We start from the raw sequence: 25,032 nt of genomic DNA, 5'->3' as shown, positions 1-25,032 counted from the left end.
GATAAAATCGATTTTTGCACTGCGGTAGCTTGGCACGGGGCTTGAATAGTCTAACGCCGACGCCATTGAAGCCGTCCCTCGAGGCCACCCCATCGGATTTCTGACGCCGCCAGACCGGGGCTCCCCGGTGCACGCCCTTTTGCGCCCTGTGCGCGTCGCCACCCGACGGACGGTGCTCGACGCACAGACGCAACACCTAACGCAACGACGCAAAGGACGACCGATGACCAAGCCCAGCAACACGCCCCCGAGCCGTGCGATCAGCCGTCGCCGGCTCCTGAAGGCAACCAGCGGCGCCGCCGCGCTGCTCGCGGCAGCCAAGTTCAACTTTCCCGCTGGTGCATTCGCTGAAGGAGCCGGTCCGGAAGTGAAGGGCGCCAAGCTCGGCTTCATCGCGCTCACCGATGCCTCGCCGCTGTTCGTCGCCAAGGAGAAGGGCATCTTCGCCAAATACGGCATGCCCGACGTCGAGGTGCAGAAGCAGGCCTCGTGGGGCACCACGCGCGACAATCTCGTGCTCGGCTCCGAGGGCAACGGCATCGATGGCGCGCATATCCTGACCCCGATGCCGTATTTGATCTCGGCCGGCAAGGTGACGCAGAACAATCAGCCGACGCCGATGTACGTCATGGCGCGGCTCAATCTGAACGGTCAGTGCATCTCGGTCGCCAAGGAATATGCCGATCTCAAGGTCGGCATCGACACCGCGCCGTTCAAGGCGGCGCTGGAGAAGAAGAAGGCGTCCGGCAAGGCGGTGAAGGCCGCGATGACCTTCCCCGGCGGCACGCATGATCTGTGGATTCGCTATTGGCTCGCCGCCGGCGGCATCGATCCCGACAAGGACATCGAGACCATCGTGGTGCCGCCGCCGCAGATGGTGGCCAACATGAAGGTCGGCACGATGGATTGCTTCTGCGTCTGCGAACCGTGGAATCTGCAGCTGATTCATCAGGAGATCGGCTACACCGCGATCACGACCGGCGAACTCTGGGACAAGCATCCGGAGAAATCGTTCGGCCTGCGCGCCGCCTGGGTCGACAAGAACCCGAAGGCCGCGAAGGCGCTGCTGATGGCTGTGATGGAAGCCCAGCAGTGGTGCGAGAAGGCGGAGAACCGCGAGGAGACCGCGGCGATCTGCGCCAAGCGGCAGTGGATCAACTGTCCGGTGGAAGACATCACCGACCGCATGAAGGGCAAGTTCGACTACGGCACCGGCCGGGTGGTCGAGAACTCGCCGCAGCAGATGCGGTTCTGGAAGGACAACGCGTCCTATCCCTATCAGAGCCACGACCTCTGGTTCCTGACCGAGGACATCCGCTGGGGCAAGTACGAGGCGGGCTTCGACACCAAGGCGCTGATCGCCAAGGTCAACCGCGAGGATCTCTGGAAGGAGGCCGCCAAGGAGCTCGGCGTCACCGACATCCCCACCTCGACCTCGCGCGGCAAGGAGACCTTCTTCGACGGCAAGGTATTCGATCCCGCCGATCCCGCCGCGTATCTGAAGTCGCTGTCCATCAAGCGCGTCGATGTCTGAGCCCGACAGGGCCGCGCTCTCTGGCGCGGCCCGTCGCCTGACCACGGAGATTTTCGTTCAATGTCGATGCCTGCCATCAAGACTGAACTGTCAGCGGCGACGATCCCGCAGGCCGCCGCGGCGCCGGTCGTGACCATGACGCCGAAGCGCGCGCCGCGCGCCGAGACCTACGCCAGGATGGCGAAGGAGACCGCGGCGCGCGTGGTGCCGCCGCTGATCGTGGTCGCGCTGCTGCTGGTGGTGTGGGAGCTGATCTGCCGGCGCGCCGGCTCCAGCCTGCCGCCGCCGTCGAAAGTGTTCAAGGACACCAGGGAGTTGATCCTCGATCCGTTCTTCGACAATGGCGGCATCGACAAGGGCCTGTTCTGGCATCTCTCCGCCAGCCTGCAGCGCGTCGCCTACGGCTATTCGCTGGCGGCGGTCGCGGGCATCGCGCTCGGCACGCTGGTCGGGCAATCGGTCTGGGCGATGCGCGGGCTCGATCCGCTGTTCCAGGTGCTGCGGACTATCCCGCCGCTCGCCTGGCTGCCGCTGTCGCTCGCCGCGTTCCGCGACGGCCAGCCCTCGGCGATCTTCGTCATCTTCATCACCTCGGTGTGGCCGATCATCATCAACACCGCGGTCGGCATCCGTAACATTCCGCAGGATTACCGCAACGTCGCCGCCGTCGTGCAGCTCAATCCGCTGGAGTTCTTCACCAAGATCATGATCCCGGCGGCCGCGCCCTACATGTTCACCGGCCTGCGCATCGGCATCGGCCTGTCCTGGCTCGCGATCGTTGCCGCCGAGATGCTGATCGGGGGCGTCGGCATCGGCTTCTTCATCTGGGATGCGTGGAATTCCTCGCACATCAGCGAAATCATCCTGGCGCTGTTCTATGTCGGCATCATCGGCTTCGTGCTCGACCGCCTTATTGCGGGCCTCGGCAAAATTGTGACCCGCGGCACGGCGGCGAACTGAGGGACAAATCATGCAGGCCTATCTGAAGCTCGATCACATCGACAAGACCTTTGCCCGCGGCAACGCCACCACGGAGGTGCTGAAGGACATCAACCTGACGATCGAGAAGGGCGAATATGTCTCGATCATCGGCCATTCCGGCTGCGGCAAGTCGACCTTGCTCAACATCGTCGCCGGCCTCACCGGCGCCACCAATGGCGGCGTGCTCTTGGAGAACCGCGAGGTCAATTCGCCGGGACCGGATCGCGCCGTCGTGTTCCAGAACCACAGCCTGCTGCCGTGGCTCACCGTCTACGAGAACGTCAAGCTCGGCGTCGACAAGGTGTTTGCCAAAACCAAGAGCCGTGCCGAGCGCGACGCCTGGGTGATGCACAATCTCAGCCTGGTGCAGATGGCGCATGCCAGGGACAAGCGGCCGAGCGAGATCTCCGGCGGCATGAAGCAACGCGTCGGCATCGCGCGGGCGCTCGCGATGGAGCCGAAAGTGTTGCTGCTCGACGAGCCGTTCGGCGCGCTCGACGCGCTGACCCGGGCGCACTTGCAGGATTCGGTGATGGCGCTGCACCAGAAGCTCGGCAACACCATCCTGATGATCACCCACGACGTCGACGAGGCCGTGCTGCTGTCGGACCGCATTGTGATGATGACCAACGGCCCGAGCGCGCGGATCGGCGAGGTGCTCGAGGTGCCGCTGGCGCGCCCGCGCAAGCGGCTCGAACTCGCGACCAACCCCAGCTACCTGAAGTGCCGGCAGCGCGTGCTCGAATTCCTCTATGAGCGCCACAGCTTCGTCGAGGCGGCATGATGATCAACGCGATGGCAAGCGTTTCCGCTTTGAACCGAAACGCCGGATGCGGCTACCAATGCTCGCATTTTGAGAAGTCATTTCAGAACTCATTTCATGACCAGGGAGAATTGCGATGAATCCGGCCCAAATCAAGCTGGTTCAGGATAGCTTTGGCAAGGTCGCACCGATGTCGGAGCAAGCTGCTGTCATCTTCTACGATCGCTTGTTCGAAGTCGCGCCCGCCGTGAAGGCGATGTTTCCAGCCGATATGAAAGAGCAGCGCAAGAAGTTGATGACGACGCTCGCCGTCGTCGTCAATGGGCTCAGCAATCTCGACACGATCCTGCCCGCCGCGAGTGCACTCGCCAAACGTCACGTCAACTATGGGGCCAAGCCCGAGCATTATCCGGTCGTCGGCGGCGCGTTGCTGTGGACCTTGGAGAAGGGGCTCGGCGAGGCCTGGACGCCTGATGTTGCAGCCGCATGGACCGCGGCCTACGGCACGCTGTCCGGCTACATGATTTCGGAAGCCTATGGCGCGGCATAAGCGGCGTTGCGGGGCGCGGCCAATCCGGCTATCGCGCAGGCGGATAGGTGGATTGCTTCGCTGCGCTCGCAATGACAGAGGCAAGCAACTAAGGTTCGCCCGATCCGCCAACGGGTGAACCAATAATGATGTATCTGGAAACGCCACCGAAGCTGATTCCGACCGAAGTCTTCTCCGCCGTGCCCGCCGAATTCCGCCGCAAGGTGGCGAGCGAATGGGCCGATGCCAACCGGCCGGGCGCGGTGACCGACTGCTTCATCGAAGGGCCGTCGTTCGATGCCGATGGCAATCTCTACATCGTCGACATTCCGTTCGGCCGCATCTTCAGGATTGCGCCGGACAAATCATGGTCGCAGGTCGCCGAGTATGACGGCTGGCCCAACGGGCTGAAGATCGATCCGATGGGCCGCATCCTGATCGCCGACTACCGGCACGGGCTGATGGAGCTCGACCCCGGGTCCGGCGAAGTCACGCCGCTGCTGCGTTCGCGCAATTCGGAATCGTTCCGCGGCTGCAACGATCTGCACATTGCTTCGAACGGCGACATCTATTTCACCGATCAGGGCCAGACCGGGCTGCACGATCCGACCGGCCGGGTTTATCGGCTGCGGGTGAATGGCGCGCTCGACTGCCTGATCGACACCGGTATCAGTCCGAACGGCCTGGTGCTCGATCCGCATGAGGCGGTGCTGTTCGTCGCCATGACGCGCGACAATGCGGTCTGGCGCGCGCCGTTCATGAAGGATGGCAGTGTCTCCAAGGTCGGGCGTTTCTGCTCGCTGTTCGGCCCGAGCGGACCCGACGGCATGACGATGGACAGCGCCGGTCGGCTGTTCGTCGCGCACGCTTCGCTCGGCCACGTCTTCGTGTTCGCGCCGAACGGCGAGTGCATCGCGCGGATCAAGTCCTGCGCCGGGCAGAGCTGCACCAATGTCGCGATCGGCGGCGCCAAGCGCGACCGCCTCTACATCACGGAGTCGGTGACCGGCTCGGTGCTGGTCGCCGATATCAGCGGGCTCGGTTAGGCGGCGGCGCGCGGCCGTTCGGTGAAGGGAGAATCGTACAGCCAGGCCAGTTTGTCGCAGAATTGCTCGAGGCTGGTCTCCCGGATCAGCTGATTACGCAGCAGCGCGTGCACGCCGGCGGGATGATAGACGTGGGTGCCGAGTTCGCGTGCCTGAAGCTGGACTCGCGCCGTGCGCATCAGCCGAACCTGCCGGTACTTTTCCAACGCATGCTCGAAGCGATCCGGCATCTCGCCCAGTAGCTCAGCGAGCCAGACCGCATCCTCCAGTGCCATGCAGGCGCCCTGCGCAAAATATTGCAGCATCGGATGCGCGGCATCGCCGAGCAGCACTGCGCGCCCGTCAACCCAGCGCTCGATAGGATCGCGGTCGCAGGTCACCCACGCTCTCCAGTCCTTGCCATGGTGAATAATCGCCTTGGCGCGCGGATGGACGTCGCGAAAGCCCGCCAGCACCTCCTCATGGGTCACCGGCTTCGCGGCAAAGGCTTCCGCCGGGTCGTTGTGGCAGGTGATGGCGAGGTTGAAGACCTTCCAGCCCGAGAGTGGATAGTGCACCAGATGGCACTTGGCGCCGGCCCATAGCGTTGCGGCGTTCCAGCGCAAATCTTCCGGCATCTGCTCGGTCGGGATGACGGATCGATAGGTGGTGTGGCCCGCGATTCGTGGCGGGCCGTCATCGACCATCTGCTGGCGGATGCGCGACCTCAGCCCGTCGGCGCCGATCAAAAGGCAGCCTTTGACGCGCTCGCCGCCCTTCAGCCGTGCGGCGGCGGCCTCGCCGTCCTGCTCATATCCGACGACATCGCAATCGCTGCGCAGCGTGATGGAAGGATGCGCCTCGCAGGCGCGCAGGAAGATGCCGTGCAAATCGCCGCGATGAACCACCGCATAGGGATTGCCGAAGCGCCGGCGGAAATAGCTGGTGAGATCGATGCTGGTGATCTCCTCGGCCGAGATCGCGTCCATCAGCCGCAACTGGTCGATGAACACCGCAGTCGAGCGCGCGGCATCGCCGAGATCGAGATGGTCGAAGGCATGGAAGGCGTTCGGGCCGAGCTGGATGCCGGCGCCGATCTCCTGATAGCGCGGCGCGCGCTCCAGCACGGTGACCTGAAATCCCTTGCGGGCCAGCGCGACCGCCGCGGCCAGTCCGCCGATGCCGCCGCCTGCAATGATGATTGGATCCCTGCGCATGTCCTCTCCCTGTTGGTTCTATTTCCTCGGTATCTTGCGCCGACGGCCGGCGCTGCCCTTGGCGTCGGACTTCGCATCGACTTCCGGCTCGCGCATCGCTTTCGGCGCCTTCGCCGCGGGTACCTCGATCAGGCCGGCCTCGACCTCGTGCTCGAGCCGGTCGAGATTCTTGTAGAGTTCGACCAGCACCCGCTTCAGCTCGGCCGCTTCCTTCGCCGACATCGCGCCGGTTGCAACTTCCTCGTAGTATTGGGCGATCGGCATCAGCCGGGCTGCCAGCTCGGCGCCATCAGGCGTCAGTGCGACCTGAAGGCTGCGCTGGTCGTTCTCCGGCCGGTCGCGCGTCAAGAGGCCGGCGCGGCTCATCTCGGCAACAATGCGCGACAGCGTCGAGACGTCGGCCGAGGTCAGTTCGGCGATTTCACCGAGCCGCAACGGGTGTCCCTGTTCCGACAGAGCGGCGAGCACTCGGTACATCGGCAGCGTCAACTTCTCGTGACGGATGACGCGGACGAACAGATCGCCCATCCGCACGCCGAGCCGGGCAAGCAGATAGGGTAGCGAATTCGAAAATCGGTACATGGGGTTAGGTCCGGGCCTGGTTCCTGGCGGGAGATTTCCGCCCGGAATAGCCGCCGGTCCTCGCACCGACAACAGTTGCATCTCAATTATTTGCATTTGCAACTTTCCCATTGACAAATATCTGGACCGGATGTCTTGCTCTGTCAACACGGAAACGAGCACGCGAGCCGGAAAGGACGACGCCATGCAGGGAAAGATCGCACTCGAGGAGCACTTCGCCATCGAGGAGACGGTTGGCGACAGCGCAGGCTTCTCGCCGGCCGACGACTGGGTCGAGCTCAAGGCCCGGCTGCTCGACATTCAGGACCGCCGGCTTGCCGAGATGGATGCGCACGGCATCGAGCTGATGCTGCTGTCGCTCAACGCGCCGGCGATCCAGGCGATCCCGGATCGCGCCCACGCGCTGGAGCTGTCGCGCCGCGCCAATGATTTTCTGGCCGAGCAGGTCGCGCGGCGGCCGGAGCGCTTCCAGGGCCTGGCCGCGCTACCAATGCAGGATCCCGAGGCGGCGGCGCGCGAGCTCGATCGCTGCGTGAGCGCGCTGAAATTCCGCGGCGCACTCGTCAACGGCTTCAGCGAGGTCGAAGGCCATGACGGCGCCGTCTACTACGACCGCAAGGAGTTCTGGCCGTTCTGGTCCGAGGTCGAGCGCCTCGACGTCCCGTTCTATCTGCATCCGCGCAACCCGCTGGCGAAGGATGCTGCGATCTACGAGGGCCATCGCTGGCTGATGGGGCCGACCTGGGCGTTCGGGCAGGAGACCGCGGTGCACGCGCTGCGCCTGATGGGCTCGGGACTGTTCGATGCCTATCCGCGGCTGCAGATCATCCTCGGCCACATGGGCGAGGGTCTGCCGTATTCGATGTGGCGCGTCGACAACCACAACAAATGGATGCGCGCGCAGAACGTCTATCCCGCCAAGCGCAAGATCGCCGACTACTTCCGGGAGAATTTCTACATCACGACATCGGGCAATTTCCGCACCCAGGCCCTGATCGATGCGATGCTCGAGATCGGCGCCGACCGCATCCTGTTCTCGGCCGATTGGCCGTTCGAGAATATCGACCACGCCGCCGAATGGTTCGATAGCGCAACGATCGCCGAAGGCGACCGCATCAAGATCGGCCGCGACAACGCCCGCAGCCTGTTCAGGCTCTAGAGCGTTTTCGAGCGAAATGGGTGCCGGTTCGCGGTGACGAAAGCGCGTCAAAACGAAAATCTAGAGCCCCGTTCCGATGCAATCGGAACGGAAGGCTCTAAGCGCCATTCCAACCTGCCGCAGAGCAGGGCGCATCATCTGTTGCAATGGAGGAAACCGTGAGCACTTCGCCTCAAATCGACGTGCAAGAGGAGTTGTCCAGTGCGTCCGTCGGACGGCTGCACATACTCCTCGGCATCCTGATCACGCTCATCACGCTGTTCGACGGTTATGACACGTTCAATCCGGCTTATGTCATCCACTATGTGGCAAAACCCTGGGGGCTGTCGCCGAGCCAGGCGGGGCTGCTGGTGAGCTCGGGTCTGGTCGGATTCCTGTTCGGCGCGGTCGGGCACGGCACGGTCGCCGACCGGGTCGGCCGGCGCGGCACGCTGCTCGCCGGCCTGTGGATCGTCAACGTCTTCACCCTGCTGACCGCGACGATCGCAAACGATTTCTGGAGCTTCTGCGCGCTGCGCTTCGCGACCGGTCTCGGTCTCGGCGTGTTGTTGCCGCTCGGCACGACCTTCGTCAACGAGCTGGCGCCGCGCCGCGTCAGCAACGCATTCTCGCTCTGGGGCGTGACACTCGGCTGGTCGCTCGGCGGCGTCTGCGCCGGACTCGTCGGCGTCTATCTGACGCCGCATTACGGCTGGCAGATCCTCTATTACCTCGGCGCGCTGTCGATCCCGATGACCTTCGTGGCGCATGCAGTGCTGCCCGAAAGCCCGCAATTCCTGGCGGCGCGGCGGCGGATCGAAGCGTTACGTACGCTGCTCGCGCGACTGCGGCCGGAGCGCGCCGCGGTCTATCGCAACGCGAGCTTTACCTCGGCCGACGCGGGGAGCGTGCCCAATCCGATCGCGGCGCTGCTGAGCCCGCGCTATCGCCGCGTCTCGCTGACGATCTGGATCACCGCGTTCCTGAGCCTGTTCGCGATCTTCGGCCTGACCGGCTGGATCCCGACCGTCATGCAGAAGCGTGGCGAGACCTTTGCGGCATCGTTCGGCTTCGGCGCGCTGATGCAGGCGATGTCGTTCGTCGGCGGGCTCACGCTGGCGATGCTGGCCGACCGCAAGATGTCACTGACGCCGCGCTACCTCGCCGCATGGTGGCTCGCCGGCGGCATCGCGGTGCTGGCCCTGGTGTTCGTCAGCGGTCACGGCGTCAATCTCGCGATCGTTGCCATCGCCGGGTTCTGCATCATCGGCGCGCAGCACGTGCTCAACAATTTCACCGCGGGCTCGTACGAGACCCTGCTGCGCGCCAGCGGCGTCGGCATGGAATTGGGCGTCGGCCGGGTCGGTGCCATCCTCGGCCCCTATCTGATCGGACTGCTGCAGCAGGTGACCGGCGGGCCGGACATCGTGTTCTGGGTGATCGGCGGTGCCGCGATCGTCGGCGCGCTCGCGATCGGTTCGCTCGGACTTGCCACCGCGCCCCAGCCCGCGGCCATCGATCCGGCCCCCGCGGAGTGACGATGCAGCCATTCACCTATAACGCGCCGGCAACCCGGGTGATCTTCGGATCGGGTACGCGCGCAAGCCTTGCCGATGAAGTCCGGCGGCTTTCGTGCCGCCGGGCGCTGCTGCTCTCGACCGCGCCGCAGCTCGGCGAGGCCGATACGCTCGCCGCCGATGTCGGCCCGCTGGCGGCCGGTGTGTTCGCGGAAGCCGCGATGCATACGCCGGTTGACGTCACGGCAAGGGCCGTGGCGCAGGCGCGCGCGCTCGATGCGGATTGCGTGGTGGCGCTCGGCGGCGGCTCGGCGACCGGGCTCGGCAAGGCGATCGCGCTTCATACCGATCTTCCGCAGATCGTGCTGCCGACTACCTATGCCGGCTCCGAGGCGACCGCGATCCTCGGCCAGACCGAGGGCGGCCGGAAGACCACGCTGCGCAGCGCCAGGGTGCAGCCGGAGGTGATCGTCTACGATGTCGATCTGACGCTCACGCTGCCGCCGCAGCAGAGCGCCGTCTCCGGCCTCAACGCGATCGCCCACGCGGTCGAGGCGCTGTACGCGCATGATCGTAATCCGGTCACCTCGCTGATCGCCGGCGAAGCCATCCGCCGCTTCGCTCACTCGCTGCCGCAACTGGTGGCGGCGCCCGGCGATCGCGACGCGCGCTCCGATGCGCTCTATGCGGCGTGGCTGTGCGGCTGCTGCCTCAATGCGGTGAGCATGGGCCTGCATCACAAGCTCTGCCATACGCTCGGCGGCATGTTCGACCTGCCGCATGCGGAGACCCACGCGGTGATCCTGCCACACGCGGTCGCCTACAACGCACCGGCGGCCGCCGATGCGATGCAGCGCATCGCGCTGGCGCTGGGCGCCACCGATGCGAGCGCCGGGCTGTTCGATCTGGCGAACGGGCTCGGCGCGCCGACCTCGCTTGCCGCGCTGGGATTGCAGCCGCCAGATATCGATCGCGCGGCGGCGGCGGCTGCGGAAACGCCGTATACAAATCCGCGCCCGCTGTCCGTGCTGGCGCTTCGCGCGCTGCTCGACGACGCGCTTCAGGGCGTGCGGCCAATTTCGTCATCGAGCGGCCGGGAGGCCTCGCATGCGTGATTTCGACGAGCACAACATCACCGAAGCTGTGGTCGACAGCCTGGCGCAGACCAGGGATGCGCGCCTCAAGACGGTGGTGACGAGCCTCGTGCGCCACCTGCATGATTTCGTGCGCGACATCGAGCTCAGCTTCGACGAATGGAATGCGGCGATCGATTTCCTCACCCGGACGGGACAGATGTGCAGCGACAAGCGGCAGGAGTTCATTCTGCTGTCCGACACGCTCGGCGTCTCGATGCTGGTCGACGCGATCAACCACCGGATGCCCGAAGGCGCAACCGAGACGACGGTGCTGGGGCCGTTCTTCGTTGCCGCCGCGCCCGAACTGCCGCTCGGTGCCGATATCTCCGCCGGCATCGACGGCGAGAAGCTCAGCGTGAACGGCGTCGTCTGCGCGTCAGATGGCCGGCCGCTGGCCGGGGCGACGGTCGATGTGTGGCATGCCGACGACGACGGCTATTACGACGTCCAGCAGGCGGACCTGCAATCGCTCGCGATGCGGGCGCGGTTCAGGACCGATGGCGACGGACGGTTCGCCTTTACATCGATCATGCCGGCGTTCTATCCGATCCCGCATGACGGCCCTGTCGGCCGGATGCTCGAGGCGCTCGGGCGCCACCCGTATCGCCCGGCGCATGTCCATTTCATGATCGCCGCCGAAGGCTATGAGACGCTGATCACTCACATCTTCGATGCGGAAAGTCCGTATCTGGATTCCGATGCGGTGTTCGGCGTCAAGAATTCGCTGATTGCGCCGTTCTCCTGCGAGGACCAATCCGGAAAAGTTCAGCGCGGCCTCACATACCGGTTTGGTTTGAAACCGCTTCCCAACATCAAAGGAGACAGCTGATGTCAAGTTCCACTCACATTGCGGCGGCCGACAAGACCGGGCGGCTTTCCGATTCCTGGGTCCTGCTGTTTGCCCGGCTGGCGATCGCACCGCTGTTTCTCTACAGCGGCATCGGCAAGCTGATGGCCTTCTCCGTGACCGCCGGACGCCTCGGCGGCGCCGACGGCATCGGTGCGGTGCTTGCGGCGGGTGCGACCGCGGTCGAGCTTGGCTGCGGCATGGCGCTGGTGCTCGGCCTGTTCGCGCGGCAGGCGGCTGGCGTCCTGTTCCTGTTCACGATCGCCGCGACGCTGATGTTTCACAATTTCTGGGCCGCGCCCGAGGCGCAGGTCGTCGCCCAGACCATCAACTTTCTGAAGAACCTTGGCCTGCTTGGCGCGCTCGCGCTCATCGCGGCCTATGGGCCGGGAAGCTACGCCGTGCGTGCAGGCTCCTGATTGCTGCGGCCACAGCGGCGGCGGCTTACGCGCCGGCGCTGGAGCGACGGACGCCGTCGGCCGGTGCGATGGAAAGAAGCCAGTCGCTGAACACCTGCTCGGCCTGCGCGGCGACCGGCCTCGCCAGCGCCTGCGTCGTTGCGCGCAGTTCTGATATCGAGACCTTCGCCGCCGACAGTTCGACGGCGTGGCCGACATACCATTCCTCAAGCTGCCGCGGATCGGCCTCGAGGTGGAATTGCAGCGCCAGCGCGTTGCGGCCCCAGGCGAAGGCCTGGTTCTCGTAGTTGGCGTTCGAGGCCAGCCGTACCGCATCGCTCGGCAGGTCAAACGTATCGCCGTGCCAGTGCAGCACGTTGGCGTGCAGATTGCGCAGGCAGGATGATTTGCCTTCAGGCGTCAGGTCGACCGGCCCCCAGCCGATTTCCTTCACCTTGCCGGGGAACACGCGGCCGCCGAGCGCCTGCGCCATCAGTTGCGCGCCGAGGCAGATGCCGAGCGTCGGCAGGTCGCGGCGCAGACGGTGTTCCAGCAGCGCGATCTCGGTCGCAAGGAACGGATAGGTCTCGGTCTCATAGACCCCGATCGGCCCGCCCAGCACGATCAGGAGATCGGCATCGCGGATTGCGCGATCGGAGAGGTCGTCGACCGGGGCGTCGCAGAACGCCACGCTCCAGCCCGCGCGTTCCATGATCGGAGCAAGCAGCCCGAGATCCTCGAACGCCACATGGCGGATGGCAATGGCGGAGCGGGTTGGTCGCATCTTCAACGTCCAGACTTTCGCTATATAATCTCAAATATAGCGCAACGGATCGGAACGAGTCCAGTCGCAAGGGATCGTACAAGCTGATCGTACAAGGGATCGTATCGGATCAGCGGTTCGAATGCATCTTCTCGAGAAAATCCTTCACGCCGCTGACGGCGCCGGTATTGGAGGCGACATAGCCGGGAAGGGCGCCCACTGCCTTGTGAAACTCGCTGCTCTTGATGATGTCGAGCACCCGCTCCATCGGCTCGGTCTCGAGGAACGCACGCTTGCAGACGAAGAAGTAATCTTCCGTCAGCAGGCGGATGAAGTCGAGCCCGAACTGCCGTGCGGCGGCCTCGACGCCGAAGCTCGCATCCGCCATGCCGCTTGCGACGTAGGCGGCGACCGCGGCGTGGGTGAACTCCATGTGCTGGGCGCCGTTGATCCGGCTTGCCGGGATCTTGTGCAGCGCCAGCAATTGATCGAACAGCAGCCGCGTGCCGGAATCATGATCGCGGTTGACGAAGCGGGCCTTGCTTGCGACCAGGTCCTTCAGGGAAGTGATCTTCAGCGGGTTGCCGCGCTTGACCATCAGGCCCATTTCGCGCGTCACGAAATTGATCGCGCGGTCCTCGCGCGGATCCAACCATTCGCGGCAGGCCTTGATGCCCTGTGCCCGCAACTCGCCGTGCGGCAGATGCACGCCGGAGAGATCGCATGCACCCTGCGCCAGCGAGACCAGCGAGTTCTGGTTGCTGACATAGCGCAGGTCGACGCCCACGCCGCCTGCGCGATCGAGGAACTCGCGCAGCTTGGACACCGCAAAGCCGTGGCTGGCATGGACCCGGATCACCTGCGGCCGCTGCTCGAGGAACGGCTTGATCTCGGTGACCAGTTCCTGCGCGAGGTTCTCGAGTTGCAACCCGAGCCGCGCCTGCATGCGTTCGCCGGCCCACACCAGCTTCTCGCCGAACGGCGTCAGTTTCGAGCCCTTGCCGCGCTGGGTTTCCACCAGCGGAACGCCGAAGAAGTCGGACCATTGCTCGATCAGGTTCCAGACGTGGCGATACGACAGCTGCGCGTCGGTGGCGGCGCTGGTGATCTTACCGGTCTTCCTGATCTCATTGAGGATGCCGAGCATCACGACCGCGGTCTGCGGTGAGTTCTCCTTGCGGAAGCGCCAGACGGTCTCGATCTCGATTTGCAGCATTGTGCTCACCATTTATGAAGTTGACTTCATATCCTGGCATGCCAATAGGCACAAGATATCATATTTACTGCGCTTCAAAGCCTCCTAGGTTGAAGGCAACACCAGGAGGAAATATGATGTCAGTTGCATATGACTATGAACGTGACACCCGCCGCGCCCCGACCGTCCGGGACGAATTGCTGCTGATCGACGGCGCCCGCGTCCGCTCGCTGTCCGGAAAGACCTTCAAGTCCCTCAATCCCGCCACCGAGCAGGTGATCGCAACCGTTGCCGAAGGCAATGAGCTCGACGTCGACCGCGCGGTCGCCGCCGCTCGCCGCGCCTTCGAGAGCCCCTGGCGCAGCATGCGCGCGGCCGAGCGCGGCCACATCCTGCTGAAATGGGCCGAGCTGTTGAAGCAGCATGCCGACGAGATTGTCGCGCTCGAGAGCCTCGACGCCGGCAAGCCGATCGCAGGCGTGCTGCGCCAGGATTTTCCCGCCGCCATCGACACGCTGACCTATTACGCCGGCTGGGCCGACAAGATCAGCGGCGACGTGGTCTCGACGCGCGACGACGCGCTCACCTACACGATGCGCGAGCCGGTCGGCGTGGTTGCCGCGATCGTACCGTGGAATTTCCCGCTGATGATCGGCATGTGGAAGCTCGCGCCGGCGCTGGCCTGCGGCTGCACAGTGGTCATGAAGCCGGCCGAGTTGACGTCGCTGTCGGCGTTGCGGATCGGCGAGCTCGCGCTCGAGGCCGGCCTGCCGAAGGGCGTGCTCAACATCGTGACCGGGCCCGGCCGCATCGTCGGCGACGCGCTGGTCAATCATCCTGATGTCGACAAGGTGACGTTCACCGGCTCGCCCGGCGTCGGCCGCGGCATCATGAAGGGCGCCGCCGGCAACTTCAAACGCGTCTCGCTCGAACTCGGCGGCAAGTCCGCAAATGTGATCTTCGACGACGCCAATCTCGAAGCCGCCGCCAAGGCTGCCGCCGCCGGCATCTTCTTCAATGCCGGGCAGGTCTGCTCTGCCGGCTCGCGCGTGCTGGTGCAGGAGAGCGCCTATGACGAGGTGGTCGAGCGGCTGGTTGCGCGCGCCGAAAGCCTGCGCATCGGCGATCCCGCGGATCGTGCCACCGCGCTCGGACCGGTCATCTCCGAAAAGCAGATGCGCTCGATCCTCGACTATGTCGAGATCGGCAAGAACGAAGGCGCGCAGCTCGCCACGGGTGGCGCACGTGTCGGCGACCGCGGCTATTTCATCAGCCCCGCGGTGTTCGCCAATGTCGCGCATGAGATGCGCATCTCGCAGGAGGAGATCTTCGGTCCCGTCGTCAGCGTGATCAAGTTCAAGGATGAGGCCGATGCGCTGCGCATCGCCAACGGCACCGCTTACAGCCTCGCCGCCGGCGTCTGGAGCGCCGATATGGGCCGCGTGCAGCGCTTTGCCAAGAAGACCCGCGCCGGCACGGTGTGGATCAACACCTATGGCTACACCGATGTGCGGCTGCCATGGGGCGGCGAACGCGACTCCGGCCTCGGCCGCGAGCACGGCACTGCCGCGCTCGACAACTTTACCGAGCCGAAGGCGGTGTGGATGAATCTCAACGTTTAAGGACTGTTGAGAGGCGCGAGCGCGCGCCACAAAAACAGCTGTCGTCCCGGCGAAAGCCGGGACCCATAACCCCGAATCCCCGTTGTTAGACACGCTGGGGCCGCAGCAACCTTCGCAACTTGCTTCTGTGGTTATGGGTCCCGGCCTTCGCCGGGACGACGATGTGGAGACATGATTGCTTGTTTCCTCTATCTTCGTGGGGCGAGATACCAACCACGCAGAACGAGGCGATCGTGCAGACAAAAAAAATCGGCAACAACGGCCCGCAGGTCTCGGTGATCGGGCAGGGCACCTGGTATCTCGATCGCGGTGACCGCAAGGCGGCCGTCGCTGCGCTGAAGCGCGGCATCGATGCCGGCATGACGCATATCGATACCGCCGAGATGTATGGCGACGCCGAGCTCGTGATCGCCGATGCGATCGTTGGCCGCCGCGACGAGCTGTTCCTGGTCTCGAAAGTCCTGCCGAGCAACGCCTCGCGGCGCGGCACCGTCACCGCCTGCGAGCGCTCGCTGAAGCGATTGAAGACCGATCGCCTCGATTGTTACCTGCTGCATTGGCGCGGAACCTATCCGCTGGCTGAGACGGTCGCGGCGTTCGACGATCTGATCGCCGCCGGCAAGATCCGCTCCTGGGGCGTCAGCAATTTCGACACCGAGGATCTCGACGAACTGCTCGACGTCGCAGGCGAGGGCAAGATCGCCTGCAATCAGGTGCTCTACCATCTGCAGGAGCGCGCCATCGAGCACGCCGTGATTCCATGGTGCGAGCAGCACGGCGTGGCCGTGGTTGCCTACTCGCCGTTCGGGCACAATGATTTTCCCTCGCCGTCGAGCAAGGCCGGCACGGTGCTGCAATCGATCGCGGAGAAGCACAAGGCGACGCCGCGCCAGGTCGCGCTGAGCTTCCTCACGCGGCTGCCGTCGGTGCTGACAATTCCGAAGGCATCGAATGCGGACCACGCGACGGAGAATGCAGCGGCGGGAATGCTCAGGCTCAGCGGCGACGAACTCGCCGCACTCGACGCAGCGTTCGCGCGCGGGCCGAAGCCGCGCTCGCTGCCGATGCTCTGAACAACCACATCACACAACACAGTCCCGCGAAATTCGCGGGAGTCAGACGCTCCGCCCCACACAAATGTTAACAAACTGTTGCAGCTGCGGCCGCATTGTGGCTGCGGCGGGCCGCCGCGCGCGCTGACGCATATCGGAGTCCCGTTTTCGGGCATTGTTCTCGCGGCGGAATTGGCGTTCTGTACGAACAGCAGATTCCCCTTATTTTGCTCATCGAGATTGCCGTGACACCGCCCCCCGCCGCCGTAGCCGCCAGGCTGGACAGCGTTCCCCTTTCTTTGCCCGTTAAGACGACGCCCGCAACGACGAGCCTGGCGAGCAAAGCGCCGGCCCGCACCGACCGGCCGTTCAAGGGCATCGCGCTGATCCTGCTGTCGACCGTGTTTCTGGGAACATCGGACGTCACCGCAAAATATCTCTCGTCCTCGCTGCCTTCGATCGAGATCGCCTGGATCCGCTTCCTGGTGTTCGCGCTGATCATGACGCCGGCGATGCTGCCCGGCTCGCCGCTGTTCGCGCTGCGCAGCAGCCGTCCCGGCCTGCATGTGCTGCGCGGCGCCGCGCTGCTCGGCTCGTCGCTGATCTTCATCACGGGGCTCGGCTTTTTGCCGATCGCCGAGGCCTCGGCCACCAGCTTCGTCTCGCCGCTGTTCGTCACCGCGCTGTCGATCGCGTTCCTCGGCGAGAGGGTCGGCATGCGGCGCTGGATCGCGACCGCGGTTGGCCTCGCCGGCGTGTTCATCATCCTGCGACCGGGCACCAGCGCCTTCCATCCCGCCGCGGTCTTCCCGATCGTCTCCGCGCTGGCCTGGGCCGGCACGTTGATCCTGACGCGCATGATGAGCGGCAGCGAACGACCAATCACGGTGATGACCTATTCGTCCATTGTCGGCGTCGCCATCGTCAGCGCGCTGGTGCCGTTCGTCTGGGTCACGCCGAGCTGGCACGACATCATGTTCGGCATCCTGATTGGTGTTGCGTCCACCGTCGGACAATGGATCGTGGTGCTCGCGTTCCGCTACGGCGATGCGTCGGTGCTCGCGCCGTTCTCCTACACGCAGCTGCTCTGGGTCAGCATCCTCGGCTTCCTGATCTTCGGTGAAGTGCCCGACCATTGGACCATCCTCGGCGCCGGCTTCATCGTCGCCTCCGGCCTCTACACCGCGCATCGCGAGCGCGTCAGACGGTCGCAGTTGCTGACCGCGGCCGGCGAGCCCTCGCCGAACGCCTGACGGCGGCGGGGCGAGGATCGTGCGCTGGTTGCGAAGGCGCACACTCTAATCGTTGCGCGGGTACAACAGATCGCCCGAAAACTTTGAGCCGCTGATGCTGAAACGACGGATTTCGGAGACAATCAGCAACCGCGCGTTCGCCGCATGCTAACCTGAACCCAAGAACGCCGCAGAGCGTTTTGGGGGCAGTGCAAGTGCATTTTGGTTCGTCGTTTTTTTCATTTGGATGTTGGCCGCGGGGAGGCGTGATAGCGCTCTTGCTCTGCGCCTTGAGCAGTGCAATCGCATTGCCGTTCGGTTCGGCACAGGCTCAAAGCTTCACGTGGGGCGGCACCGGCAGCTCGACCGCCACGGCCGACTATCAACTCTCGACCAATTGGTCGACCACGTCGCCCGGCGCGCCGCCGATCTTCCCCACGCAGTCGGCGATCTTCGGCTCGACGGGATCTGCGACGGTCACTGTCGGCGCCGGGCCGATGCTTCCGGACTCCTGGACCTTCACGGCCAATTCGCAGTCATACACGGTCGGCGGCAATCCGGTCGGCTTCGCCCTGGCCGGGCCAACCGGCGGCCTGATCAATCGGGCCAACAGCGACCAGACCATCACCATCAACGCCAACATCAACGACGCCTTTGCGCCGGGAGTGATGGTGCAGCAGCTCGGCAACAGCACGCTGGTGCTCGCGGGCACCAACGGCTACACCGGCGGCACCTTGATCTCGGCGGGCACAGTGCAGGTGACGAATGCGAATTCGGTCGGCACCGGCACCATCATGCTCAACGGCGGCACCTTTCAGATGCAGTCGCCGACGGTTTCGAGCGTCGCCTTCTCCAACACCATCGCGGTCAACGCGGCCGGCGGCACTGTCGATGCGAACGGTGCTCAGGTCAATCTTCAGGGCGTGATCGCCGACGGCGCCGGCGCTGGTGTCCTGCGCCTGATCGACTCGTCCGCGTCGGGGACCTCGAACGTCCAACTGTCCGGCGTCAACACCTATAGCGGCGGAACGCTGGTGGTCGATACGACCGTTGTCGCCGGCAACAACAAGTCTGTCGGATCGGGCACGGTCACGCTCGACAATGCCTCGTTCCAGGCCGACGGCCTGAGCAACCTGACCTTTGGCAACAATTTCAAGGTCAACGCCTCGGCGATCGGCAGCTCGATCGACGCCAACGGCACGACGCTCACGATCGCCGGCAACATCACCGACGGCAACGGCCCCGGCAAGCTGACGGTGCTGGATAATTCTGGTGGCCTCGGCCGCGTGGTGCTGACAGGCGCCAACACCTATACCGGCGGCACCACGATCTGCGATTGCGCGACGTTGCAGCTTGGTGATGCGACGCACACCGCCTCGATCGTCGGCCAGGTCAATGTCGACGGCAAGTTCGACATCGTCAATGCCAACACGGCGGGCATCACGAAGATCGTCAACGATGGCTTCAGCGGGATCGCCACCACGACGTTCTACAATTCCACGACGGCGTCGACGGCGACGATCGTCAACGTGAATTCCGGCGTCACGGAGTTTCGCGACAGCAGCACCGCGGGCAACGCGACCGTGAGCAATACCAACGGTGCCCTGACCATCTTCCGCGACACCAGTTCTGCCGGCAATGCCACCTTCACCAACACCAACGGCGGCACCGTGGTGTTCGGCGACGCGCTTGGTCCTCCCGGTGGCTTGGACACCAGCACGGCCGGCAAGGCCGTGTTCGACAACCATGATGGCGGCGGCGTTGTGTTCCTGGGCCACACCAATGCGGGTCAGGCCACCATCACCAATGGCAACAATGGTGGCTCGACACAGTTTTTCGAATTCTCGTCGGCCGGGTCGGCGACGATCACCACGACCGCGACCGGCTATATCGCTTTCTTCCAGAACAGCACCGCGGCGAGCGCGACGATCGACAATAGCGGGCTTACCTATTTCGGCACGTCGGGCTTCAGCTTGACGGAAGCTCCGACCGCGGGCAACGCCACGATCATCAACCGTTCAGGCGGCGCGCTGACGTTTGACGCCTACGCAACGGCCGGCAACGCCGCGATCACCACCGAGAGCGGCGCCAACGTCAGATTCGCAGGCAATTCGACCGGCGGCGCCGCGCAGTTCATCACCAACGGCACGGGCTTCGTGGATTTCGGCGGCAGCCTTGGACCGGGCGGTGACGGTCGCATCACGGCGGGCTCGATCGCGGGCTCGGGCACCTACTATATCGGCGGCGGCAATACGCTCGCCGTCGGCGGCAATAACCTCTCGACCAATGTCAGCGGCGTCATCGCCGATTCCAATCCCTGCGGCTGCGGCCCGGCTGGGCCCGGCAATCTGGAAAAGACCGGCAGCGGCACGCTGATCCTGTCGGGCGCCAACACCTATACCGGCAGCACCGTCGTCAATGGCGGCGTCTTGCAGGTCGACGGCTCGATTGTGTCGTCGAGCTCGGTGACGGTGAATTCGGGCGGTGCGCTCTCCGGGAGCGGCACTGTCGGTAATACGACAATTGCAAGCGGCGGCATCCTGCTGCCGGGCAATGCTGCACCGGGCTCGTTCCTGAACGTGGCAGGCAATCTCGCCTTCCAGTCCGGTGCGCTGTATCTCGTCGGGCTCAATTCGACCGCGTCGACATCGGCCAAGGTGGCCGGTGGCGCGACGCTGGCCGGCTCGGTCGGCGTCAGCGTCGCTGCCGGCAGCACGGTGATGAAGCAATACACCATCCTGTCGACGGCCGGCGGCCGCAGCGGCGCGTTTGCCGGCGTCGATTCGACCGGGCTGCCGTCGGGATTGGTCGCGACGCTCGGCTACGACGCCAACCATGCCTACCTCAACTTCGCGCTCGACTACGCCGCGAAATCGAAGCTCAACGTCAATCAGAGCAACGTCGCCACCACCTTGCAGAATTTCTTCAATGCCAATGGCGGCATCAACGCGGCCTACGCGGGGCTCTCGCCCAATGGCCTGACGCAGGTGTCGGGCGAGGGCGCGACCGGATCGCAGCAGGCGACGTTCAACGCGATGATTCAGTTCATCGGGCTGTTGACCGATCCGTTCGTGGCCGGACGCGATGGCGGTGTCAGTGATGGCGCGGGCGCTGTGCCGTTCGCCGAGGAGAGCGCCTCGCTCGCCTATGCGGCGCGCAAGTCCGAGCCGCACGACGCGCTCGCTGCGATCTATACCAAGGTGCCGCCGCAGCAACTCGATTTCGCGCAGCGATGGAGCGTCTGGGCGGCAGGCTATGGCGGCTCGCAGACCACCGGCGGCAATGCGGCGCTGGGCTCGAACAACAGCAGCAGCAGCGTCTATGGCACGGCGGTCGGCGCCGACTACCGCTTCTCACCGAACACCATTGCCGGCGTTGCGCTGGCCGGCGGCGGCACCAGCTTCAGCGTCAACGGGCTCGGCTGGGGCCGCTCCGACCTGTTCCAGGCTGGCGCCTTCGTGCGCCACACTATTGGCGCGGCGTATCTGAGCGCAGCGCTCGCTTATGGCTCGCAGGACATCACCACCGACCGCATCGTCACCGCCGCGGGCGTCGATCGTCTCCGCGCCAACTTCAATGCCAATGCGTGGTCGGGCCGGCTCGAGGGCGGCTATCGCTACGCCACGCCGTGGATCGGGCTGACGCCTTACGCTGCCGCGCAGTTCGCCAGCTTCGAGCTGCCGGCCTATGCCGAAAGCGTGGTCGCCGGCGGCGGAGCCTTCGCACTGAACTATGCGGCGAAGAGCGTCACCGACGTCAGGAGCGAGCTCGGGCTGCGCACCGACAAGTCGTTCGCGGTCGATGGCGGCATCCTGACGCTGCGTGGCCGCGTCGCCTGGGCACATGACTTCAACCCGAACCGCAATGTTGGTGCTGTGTTCCAGGCATTGCCCGGCGCGGCCTTCGTGGTCAACGGCGCGGCACAGGCCAGCGACTCCGCGCTGACCACGGCCTCGCTCGAGATGAAGTGGCGGAACGGCTGGTCGGCGGCCGCGACCTTCGAGGGCGAATTCTCCGGCGTGACGCAGTCCTACGCCGGCAAGGGCGTTATGCGCTATACGTGGTGACCCTCCGTGCTATAGCGTCCTACAAGTGAAAGTCTGACGCGGACTTGATCCGCGACAGCGTATTTCGCGGTACGAAATACCCATCAGAATGAGTGGGACAAAACCCACGCGGGAGGGACCATGCGCGCAGCGATCTTCAGAAACGGCGAGATTGTCGTCGACCAGATGCCGGAACCGAAGCCTGGCGCCGGCCAGGTGCTGGTCAAGTCGCTCGCCTGCGGCATCTGCGGTTCCGATCTGCACGCGCGCAAGCACGCCCACCGAATGGTGGAGCTGAGCAAGTTTCTGCCCGGCCGCACGCCGATGGATCTGTCGCGCGACGTCGTGTTCGGCCACGAGTTTTGCTGCGAAGTCCTCGATTACGGCCCGAACACCACGCGCAAGCTGAAGCCCGGCACGCGTGTGTGCTCGCTGCCGGCGCTGCTGACGCCGGAGGGCCCCAAGGGCATCGGCTATTCCAACGATTATGCTGGCGCCTATGCCGAGCAGATGCTGCTCAGCGAGCCGCTGCTGCTCGAAGTGCCGAACGGCCTTGCCGCCGAGCACGCCGCGCTCACCGAGCCGCTTGCGGTCGGCGTGCATGCAGTGGCGATGGCCAACATCCAGGGCGGTGAGGTGCCGCTGGTGATCGGCTGCGGGCCGGTGGGTCTTGCGGTGATCGCGGCGCTCAAGATCAGGGGGCTCGGCCCGATCGTTGCCGCGGATTATTCGCCGGCGCGGCGGCTGCTTGCCGAGAAGATGGGCGCCGATGTCGTGGTCGATCCCGCGAAGACGCAGCCCTATGCGAGCTGGGCCGAGCATGCCCAGATGTCCGAAGCGGAGAAGGCGGCGCGGCCGCCGATGCAGGCGCTGCTGCCGCCGCTGAAGCCCGCGCTGATCTTCGAATGCGTCGGCGTGCCCGGCGTGTTGCAGCAGGTGTTCGAGGGCGCGCCGCGCAGCGCGCGTGTCGTCGTGGTCGGCGTCTGCATGGAGACCGACAAGTCAGAGCCGATGCTCGGCATCATCAAGGAGCTCAACGTCCAGTACGTGCTCGGCTACACGCCGGAGGAGTTCGCCTATTCGCTGCGCCTGATCGCCGAAGGCCAGGTCGATGCCGCCTCGCTGGTCACCGGCCGCGTCGGCATCGACGGCGTCGCGCAGGCGTTTGCCGATCTCGCCAATCCGGAGGCGCACACCAAGATCCTGGTCGAGCCGTGGCGCTGAGTTCGGTCTTGTAGGGTGGGTTAGCGAAGCGTAACCCACCGACTATCGCGCGGTGCGAGAAGAGGTGGGTTACGCCTCCGGCTAACCCACCCTACGGATCGGTGCTCGCGGCGCGCAATTTGCATTTCGTGGCACCGAACCTATAGTTCGCTGTCCTCGAGAGTACTGACAGCACCCACCCGATGCGCGTTTCAATCATCACGGGAGGCGGCTCCGGCATTGGCGCCGCGGTCGCGCGCCGGCTCGCTGGCCCCGATCAATCCCTGATGCTGCATGGCCAGGGCACCGACGCCGCCGGCCTCGAGCGGCTGAATGCGGTTGCCGAGGAATGCCGCAACAAGGGCGCCAAGGTCGCGGTTTCTACCGGCGATCTCGCCGCTGCCGGCGCGGGTTCGTCGCTGGTCGCAGCAACGCGTGCCGCGTTCGGGCCGATCGATACCATCGTGCACGCGGCGGGCTTTGCCGACCGGCGCGAATTCGCCAGCCTGCCGCGCGCGGCGCTGGAGCGCGCTTTTGCGGTGATGGCGGCGGCATTCCATGAAATCACGGCGGCCGCGCTGCCTGATCTCACGCGCGGCGCGCAAGGTCGCGTCGTTGCGGTCTCCAGCTTCGGGCCGCATCGCTTCGTGCCGGGTGCGACCTATCCGGGATCGGCCGCCGCGAAGGCCGCGCTCGAAGTGCTGGTGAAGTCGCTGGCGATCGAGCTCGCCGCATCAGGTGCCACCTCAAATGTCGTGATGCCCGGCTATACCCGCAAGGATCCCGGCCTGTTCGGCGCGCTCGATATCGCGACCTGGGAGCGGGTGGCGAAAGCCAATCCGATGCAGCGGCTGGCCGAGCCCGACGAGGTCGCCGCCGTCGTCGCGTTCCTGCTGTCGCCGGACGCGGGCCACGTCACTGGTGCGACGCTGCCGGTCGATGGCGGCCTGACCTTGATGTGACGGCATGAGCGAGGGCGCGCCAGCACAGCAGGTCGATGTCGCCGTGCTCGGCGCCGGCATGGTCGGCGTCTCGGCAGGCCTTGCCGCACGGCGGCTCGGGCTCTCGGTCGTCATCGTCGACCGCCGCGAGCCCGGCAGCGAAACCTCCTACGGCAATGCCGGCATCATCTCGTCCGGCTCGATCCTGCCGCTCAACACGCCGTCGCTGCTGAAGAACCTGCCGAAATATCTCACCAACAGGCATCCGGCGCTGCGCTGGAATCTTCCCTGGGCGCTCGGCAATGCCGGCTGGGTGATCCGCTTCCTCGCCGCCGCAATACCGTCTCAGACCAAGCCGCGCGCCGCCGCGCTGCACGACCTGATCGGAACGTCGCTGACGCTGCATCGCGACTGGATCGTGCAGGCCGGCGCCGGCCATCGCATCCGCGAGACCGGCTGGCTGAAGGCCTGGCGCGGCGACGGGCTCGCGGCCGTCGAGGCCGAGCAGGCCGCGCTTGCCGAGTTCGGCATCAAAAGTGAGGTGCTCGATCGCCAGGCAATCTCGGCGCTCGAGCCCAACATCATCCCTGCCTATAGTGTCGGCCTGCTGCACACCCAGACGGCATCGGTCGATTCACCGGGCGAGGTGGTGAAGGCCTATGCGCAGTTGCTTGCCTCTGGCGGCGGCACGGTGCGGCAATCCGAGATCCGGCGGATCGCGCCGCAGGGCGACGGTTGGCGGGTGCAGCTTGCTAGCGGCGAGATCGCCGCGCGCCATGTCGTGGTCGCGCTCGGACCTTGGTCAGCCGAGCTGCTGCGACCGCTCGGCTATCGGGTGCCGCTGGCATTCGAGCGCGGCTATCACCAGCATTTCGTGCCGAACCCGGCACGCAAATTGCTGCGGCCGATCCATGATGCGGAGGGCAGCTTCCTGATGACGCCGATGGAGCAGGGGATTCGCGTCACCAGCGGCGTCGAGCTCACCGCGCGCGACGCGCCGTCGGATTTTTCGCAGCTCGAGGCCGTGGTGCCGATGGCGCGCAGCGTGGTCGAATTCGGCGATGCGATCGGCGAGCGCTGGCGCGGCGCGCGGCCGACGCTGCCCGACAGCCTGCCGATGATCGGTGGAGCGCCGCGGCATCGCGGTCTCTGGCTCGCCTTCGGCAACCAGCATATCGGTTTCACCACCGGCCCCGGAACCGGTGCCGCGATCGCGGCGATGATCGCGGGCGACGCGCCGCCGTTCGACGTGACGGCATTTTCACCCGGCCGGTATATCGCGTGACTCGCGCGAGGCCGCCTGCGATGCTG

General features: G+C 65.3%; 21 protein-coding genes. 17 read left to right on the top strand and 4 right to left on the bottom strand.

The window, feature by feature from the left end:
- Nucleotides 1-223: 223 nt before the first annotated feature.
- From FBZ93_RS06670 to FBZ93_RS06650, 5 genes are all read left to right on the top strand, one after another.
- On the top strand, nucleotides 224-1,534 hold the full coding sequence (locus tag FBZ93_RS06670) for a CmpA/NrtA family ABC transporter substrate-binding protein (protein WP_146985141.1): 1,311 nt from the start codon (nucleotides 224-226) through the stop codon (nucleotides 1,532-1,534).
- A gap of 60 nt (nucleotides 1,535-1,594) precedes the next feature.
- Nucleotides 1,595-2,494: a nitrate ABC transporter permease gene (ntrB, locus tag FBZ93_RS06665; RefSeq protein WP_146985140.1), complete on the top strand. Its 900-nt coding sequence runs from the start codon at nucleotides 1,595-1,597 to the stop codon at nucleotides 2,492-2,494.
- 10 nt (nucleotides 2,495-2,504) lie between these two features.
- Nucleotides 2,505-3,299 (top strand): ABC transporter ATP-binding protein, encoded by a 795-nt coding sequence (locus FBZ93_RS06660; RefSeq protein ID WP_146985139.1) that lies wholly within the window; start codon nucleotides 2,505-2,507, stop codon nucleotides 3,297-3,299.
- A gap of 115 nt (nucleotides 3,300-3,414) precedes the next feature.
- Nucleotides 3,415-3,828: a globin family protein gene (locus FBZ93_RS06655; RefSeq protein ID WP_146985138.1), complete on the top strand. Its 414-nt coding sequence runs from the start codon at nucleotides 3,415-3,417 to the stop codon at nucleotides 3,826-3,828.
- A 125-nt stretch (nucleotides 3,829-3,953) separates the two neighbouring features.
- Entirely contained in the window at nucleotides 3,954-4,853 is a 900-nt protein-coding gene (locus FBZ93_RS06650) for an SMP-30/gluconolactonase/LRE family protein (protein WP_208763971.1), read from the top strand.
- Here FBZ93_RS06650 and FBZ93_RS06645 read toward each other — a convergent pair.
- Both FBZ93_RS06645 and FBZ93_RS06640 read right to left on the bottom strand, forming a co-directional pair.
- Nucleotides 4,850-6,049: a 3-hydroxybenzoate 6-monooxygenase gene (locus tag FBZ93_RS06645; RefSeq protein ID WP_146985137.1), complete on the bottom strand. Its 1,200-nt coding sequence runs from the start codon at nucleotides 6,047-6,049 to the stop codon at nucleotides 4,850-4,852. The genes FBZ93_RS06650 and FBZ93_RS06645 overlap by 4 nt on opposite strands.
- An 18-nt stretch (nucleotides 6,050-6,067) precedes the next feature.
- Nucleotides 6,068-6,631, bottom strand: coding sequence for a MarR family winged helix-turn-helix transcriptional regulator (locus tag FBZ93_RS06640; RefSeq protein ID WP_167528943.1), 564 nt, complete (start codon nucleotides 6,629-6,631; stop codon nucleotides 6,068-6,070).
- Between the two features lie 184 nt (nucleotides 6,632-6,815).
- On the opposite strand from FBZ93_RS06640, the gene FBZ93_RS06635 reads away from it, so the two are divergent.
- From FBZ93_RS06635 to FBZ93_RS06615, 5 genes are all read left to right on the top strand, one after another.
- Nucleotides 6,816-7,790: an amidohydrolase family protein gene (locus FBZ93_RS06635; protein ID WP_146985135.1), complete on the top strand. Its 975-nt coding sequence runs from the start codon at nucleotides 6,816-6,818 to the stop codon at nucleotides 7,788-7,790.
- Nucleotides 7,791-7,948: 158 nt separating this feature from the next.
- Nucleotides 7,949-9,307, top strand: coding sequence for an MFS transporter (locus FBZ93_RS06630; protein ID WP_208763970.1), 1,359 nt, complete (start codon nucleotides 7,949-7,951; stop codon nucleotides 9,305-9,307).
- A 2-nt stretch (nucleotides 9,308-9,309) separates the two neighbouring features.
- The gene (locus FBZ93_RS06625) at nucleotides 9,310-10,401 is read left to right on the top strand and encodes a maleylacetate reductase (protein ID WP_146985133.1); all 1,092 of its coding nucleotides are present in this window, start codon (nucleotides 9,310-9,312) and stop codon (nucleotides 10,399-10,401) included.
- The gene (locus FBZ93_RS06620) at nucleotides 10,394-11,251 is read left to right on the top strand and encodes an intradiol ring-cleavage dioxygenase (RefSeq protein WP_146985132.1); all 858 of its coding nucleotides are present in this window, start codon (nucleotides 10,394-10,396) and stop codon (nucleotides 11,249-11,251) included. Before FBZ93_RS06625 ends, FBZ93_RS06620 begins: the two co-directional genes overlap by 8 nt.
- Complete coding sequence (locus FBZ93_RS06615; RefSeq protein WP_146985131.1) at nucleotides 11,251-11,688, top strand: DoxX family protein; 438 nt, start codon at nucleotides 11,251-11,253, stop codon at nucleotides 11,686-11,688. Before FBZ93_RS06620 ends, FBZ93_RS06615 begins: the two co-directional genes overlap by 1 nt.
- A 25-nt stretch (nucleotides 11,689-11,713) precedes the next feature.
- Here FBZ93_RS06615 and FBZ93_RS06610 read toward each other — a convergent pair whose 3' ends face one another.
- Nucleotides 11,714-12,451 carry a glutamine amidotransferase gene (locus FBZ93_RS06610; RefSeq protein WP_146985130.1) on the bottom strand — a complete coding sequence of 246 codons (738 nt, stop codon included), beginning with the start codon at nucleotides 12,449-12,451 and terminating at the stop codon, nucleotides 11,714-11,716.
- Nucleotides 12,452-12,560: 109 nt separating this feature from the next.
- Complete coding sequence (locus tag FBZ93_RS06605; RefSeq protein WP_146985129.1) at nucleotides 12,561-13,646, bottom strand: substrate-binding domain-containing protein; 1,086 nt, start codon at nucleotides 13,644-13,646, stop codon at nucleotides 12,561-12,563.
- A 116-nt stretch (nucleotides 13,647-13,762) separates the two neighbouring features.
- Here FBZ93_RS06605 and FBZ93_RS06600 point away from each other — a divergent pair, with 116 nt between their 5' ends.
- The 7 genes from FBZ93_RS06600 (at nucleotide 13,763) to FBZ93_RS06570 (ending at nucleotide 25,006) form a co-directional block, all read left to right on the top strand.
- Entirely contained in the window at nucleotides 13,763-15,247 is a 1,485-nt protein-coding gene (locus tag FBZ93_RS06600; protein ID WP_167528942.1) for an aldehyde dehydrogenase family protein, read from the top strand.
- A gap of 233 nt (nucleotides 15,248-15,480) precedes the next feature.
- Nucleotides 15,481-16,320: an aldo/keto reductase gene (locus FBZ93_RS06595; RefSeq protein ID WP_146985127.1), complete on the top strand. Its 840-nt coding sequence runs from the start codon at nucleotides 15,481-15,483 to the stop codon at nucleotides 16,318-16,320.
- 278 nt (nucleotides 16,321-16,598) lie between these two features.
- Nucleotides 16,599-17,552 carry a DMT family transporter gene (locus FBZ93_RS06590; RefSeq protein ID WP_167528941.1) on the top strand — a complete coding sequence of 318 codons (954 nt, stop codon included), beginning with the start codon at nucleotides 16,599-16,601 and terminating at the stop codon, nucleotides 17,550-17,552.
- Between the two features lie 269 nt (nucleotides 17,553-17,821).
- Nucleotides 17,822-21,598 (top strand): autotransporter domain-containing protein, encoded by a 3,777-nt coding sequence (locus tag FBZ93_RS06585; protein WP_246667381.1) that lies wholly within the window; start codon nucleotides 17,822-17,824, stop codon nucleotides 21,596-21,598.
- A gap of 120 nt (nucleotides 21,599-21,718) precedes the next feature.
- Nucleotides 21,719-22,801 (top strand): zinc-binding dehydrogenase, encoded by a 1,083-nt coding sequence (locus FBZ93_RS06580; RefSeq protein WP_146985125.1) that lies wholly within the window; start codon nucleotides 21,719-21,721, stop codon nucleotides 22,799-22,801.
- Between the two features lie 182 nt (nucleotides 22,802-22,983).
- Nucleotides 22,984-23,742 carry an SDR family NAD(P)-dependent oxidoreductase gene (locus FBZ93_RS06575; protein ID WP_146985124.1) on the top strand — a complete coding sequence of 253 codons (759 nt, stop codon included), beginning with the start codon at nucleotides 22,984-22,986 and terminating at the stop codon, nucleotides 23,740-23,742.
- A gap of 4 nt (nucleotides 23,743-23,746) precedes the next feature.
- The gene (locus FBZ93_RS06570) at nucleotides 23,747-25,006 is read left to right on the top strand and encodes an NAD(P)/FAD-dependent oxidoreductase (RefSeq protein ID WP_146985123.1); all 1,260 of its coding nucleotides are present in this window, start codon (nucleotides 23,747-23,749) and stop codon (nucleotides 25,004-25,006) included.
- Nucleotides 25,007-25,032: the final 26 nt, after the last annotated feature.

This window comes from Bradyrhizobium macuxiense (assembly GCF_007993935.1).
In the GTDB taxonomy this organism is placed as follows: domain Bacteria; phylum Pseudomonadota; class Alphaproteobacteria; order Rhizobiales; family Xanthobacteraceae; genus Bradyrhizobium; species Bradyrhizobium macuxiense_A.
Note: the sequence above shows the minus strand (reverse complement) of the source record. Positions and strands in the feature narration are given on the sequence as shown.

What these genes read in the sequence shown, in the direction of transcription:
- FBZ93_RS06670 (WP_146985141.1), top strand. Translation starts at nt 224, where the DNA reads ATGACCAAGCCCAGCAACACGCCCCCGAGCCGTGCGATCAGCCGTCGC.
- ntrB (WP_146985140.1), top strand. Translation starts at nt 1,595, where the DNA reads ATGTCGATGCCTGCCATCAAGACTGAACTGTCAGCGGCGACGATCCCG.
- FBZ93_RS06660 (WP_146985139.1), top strand. Translation starts at nt 2,505, where the DNA reads ATGCAGGCCTATCTGAAGCTCGATCACATCGACAAGACCTTTGCCCGC.
- FBZ93_RS06655 (WP_146985138.1), top strand. Translation starts at nt 3,415, where the DNA reads ATGAATCCGGCCCAAATCAAGCTGGTTCAGGATAGCTTTGGCAAGGTC.
- FBZ93_RS06650 (WP_208763971.1), top strand. Translation starts at nt 3,954, where the DNA reads ATGATGTATCTGGAAACGCCACCGAAGCTGATTCCGACCGAAGTCTTC.
- FBZ93_RS06645 (WP_146985137.1), bottom strand. Translation starts at nt 6,049, where the DNA reads ATGCGCAGGGATCCAATCATCATTGCAGGCGGCGGCATCGGCGGACTG.
- FBZ93_RS06640 (WP_167528943.1), bottom strand. Translation starts at nt 6,631, where the DNA reads ATGTACCGATTTTCGAATTCGCTACCCTATCTGCTTGCCCGGCTCGGC.
- FBZ93_RS06635 (WP_146985135.1), top strand. Translation starts at nt 6,816, where the DNA reads ATGCAGGGAAAGATCGCACTCGAGGAGCACTTCGCCATCGAGGAGACG.
- FBZ93_RS06625 (WP_146985133.1), top strand. Translation starts at nt 9,310, where the DNA reads ATGCAGCCATTCACCTATAACGCGCCGGCAACCCGGGTGATCTTCGGA.
- FBZ93_RS06620 (WP_146985132.1), top strand. Translation starts at nt 10,394, where the DNA reads ATGCGTGATTTCGACGAGCACAACATCACCGAAGCTGTGGTCGACAGC.
- FBZ93_RS06615 (WP_146985131.1), top strand. Translation starts at nt 11,251, where the DNA reads ATGTCAAGTTCCACTCACATTGCGGCGGCCGACAAGACCGGGCGGCTT.
- FBZ93_RS06610 (WP_146985130.1), bottom strand. Translation starts at nt 12,451, where the DNA reads ATGCGACCAACCCGCTCCGCCATTGCCATCCGCCATGTGGCGTTCGAG.
- FBZ93_RS06605 (WP_146985129.1), bottom strand. Translation starts at nt 13,646, where the DNA reads ATGCTGCAAATCGAGATCGAGACCGTCTGGCGCTTCCGCAAGGAGAAC.
- FBZ93_RS06600 (WP_167528942.1), top strand. Translation starts at nt 13,763, where the DNA reads ATGTCAGTTGCATATGACTATGAACGTGACACCCGCCGCGCCCCGACC.
- FBZ93_RS06580 (WP_146985125.1), top strand. Translation starts at nt 21,719, where the DNA reads ATGCGCGCAGCGATCTTCAGAAACGGCGAGATTGTCGTCGACCAGATG.
- FBZ93_RS06575 (WP_146985124.1), top strand. Translation starts at nt 22,984, where the DNA reads ATGCGCGTTTCAATCATCACGGGAGGCGGCTCCGGCATTGGCGCCGCG.
- FBZ93_RS06570 (WP_146985123.1), top strand. Translation starts at nt 23,747, where the DNA reads ATGAGCGAGGGCGCGCCAGCACAGCAGGTCGATGTCGCCGTGCTCGGC.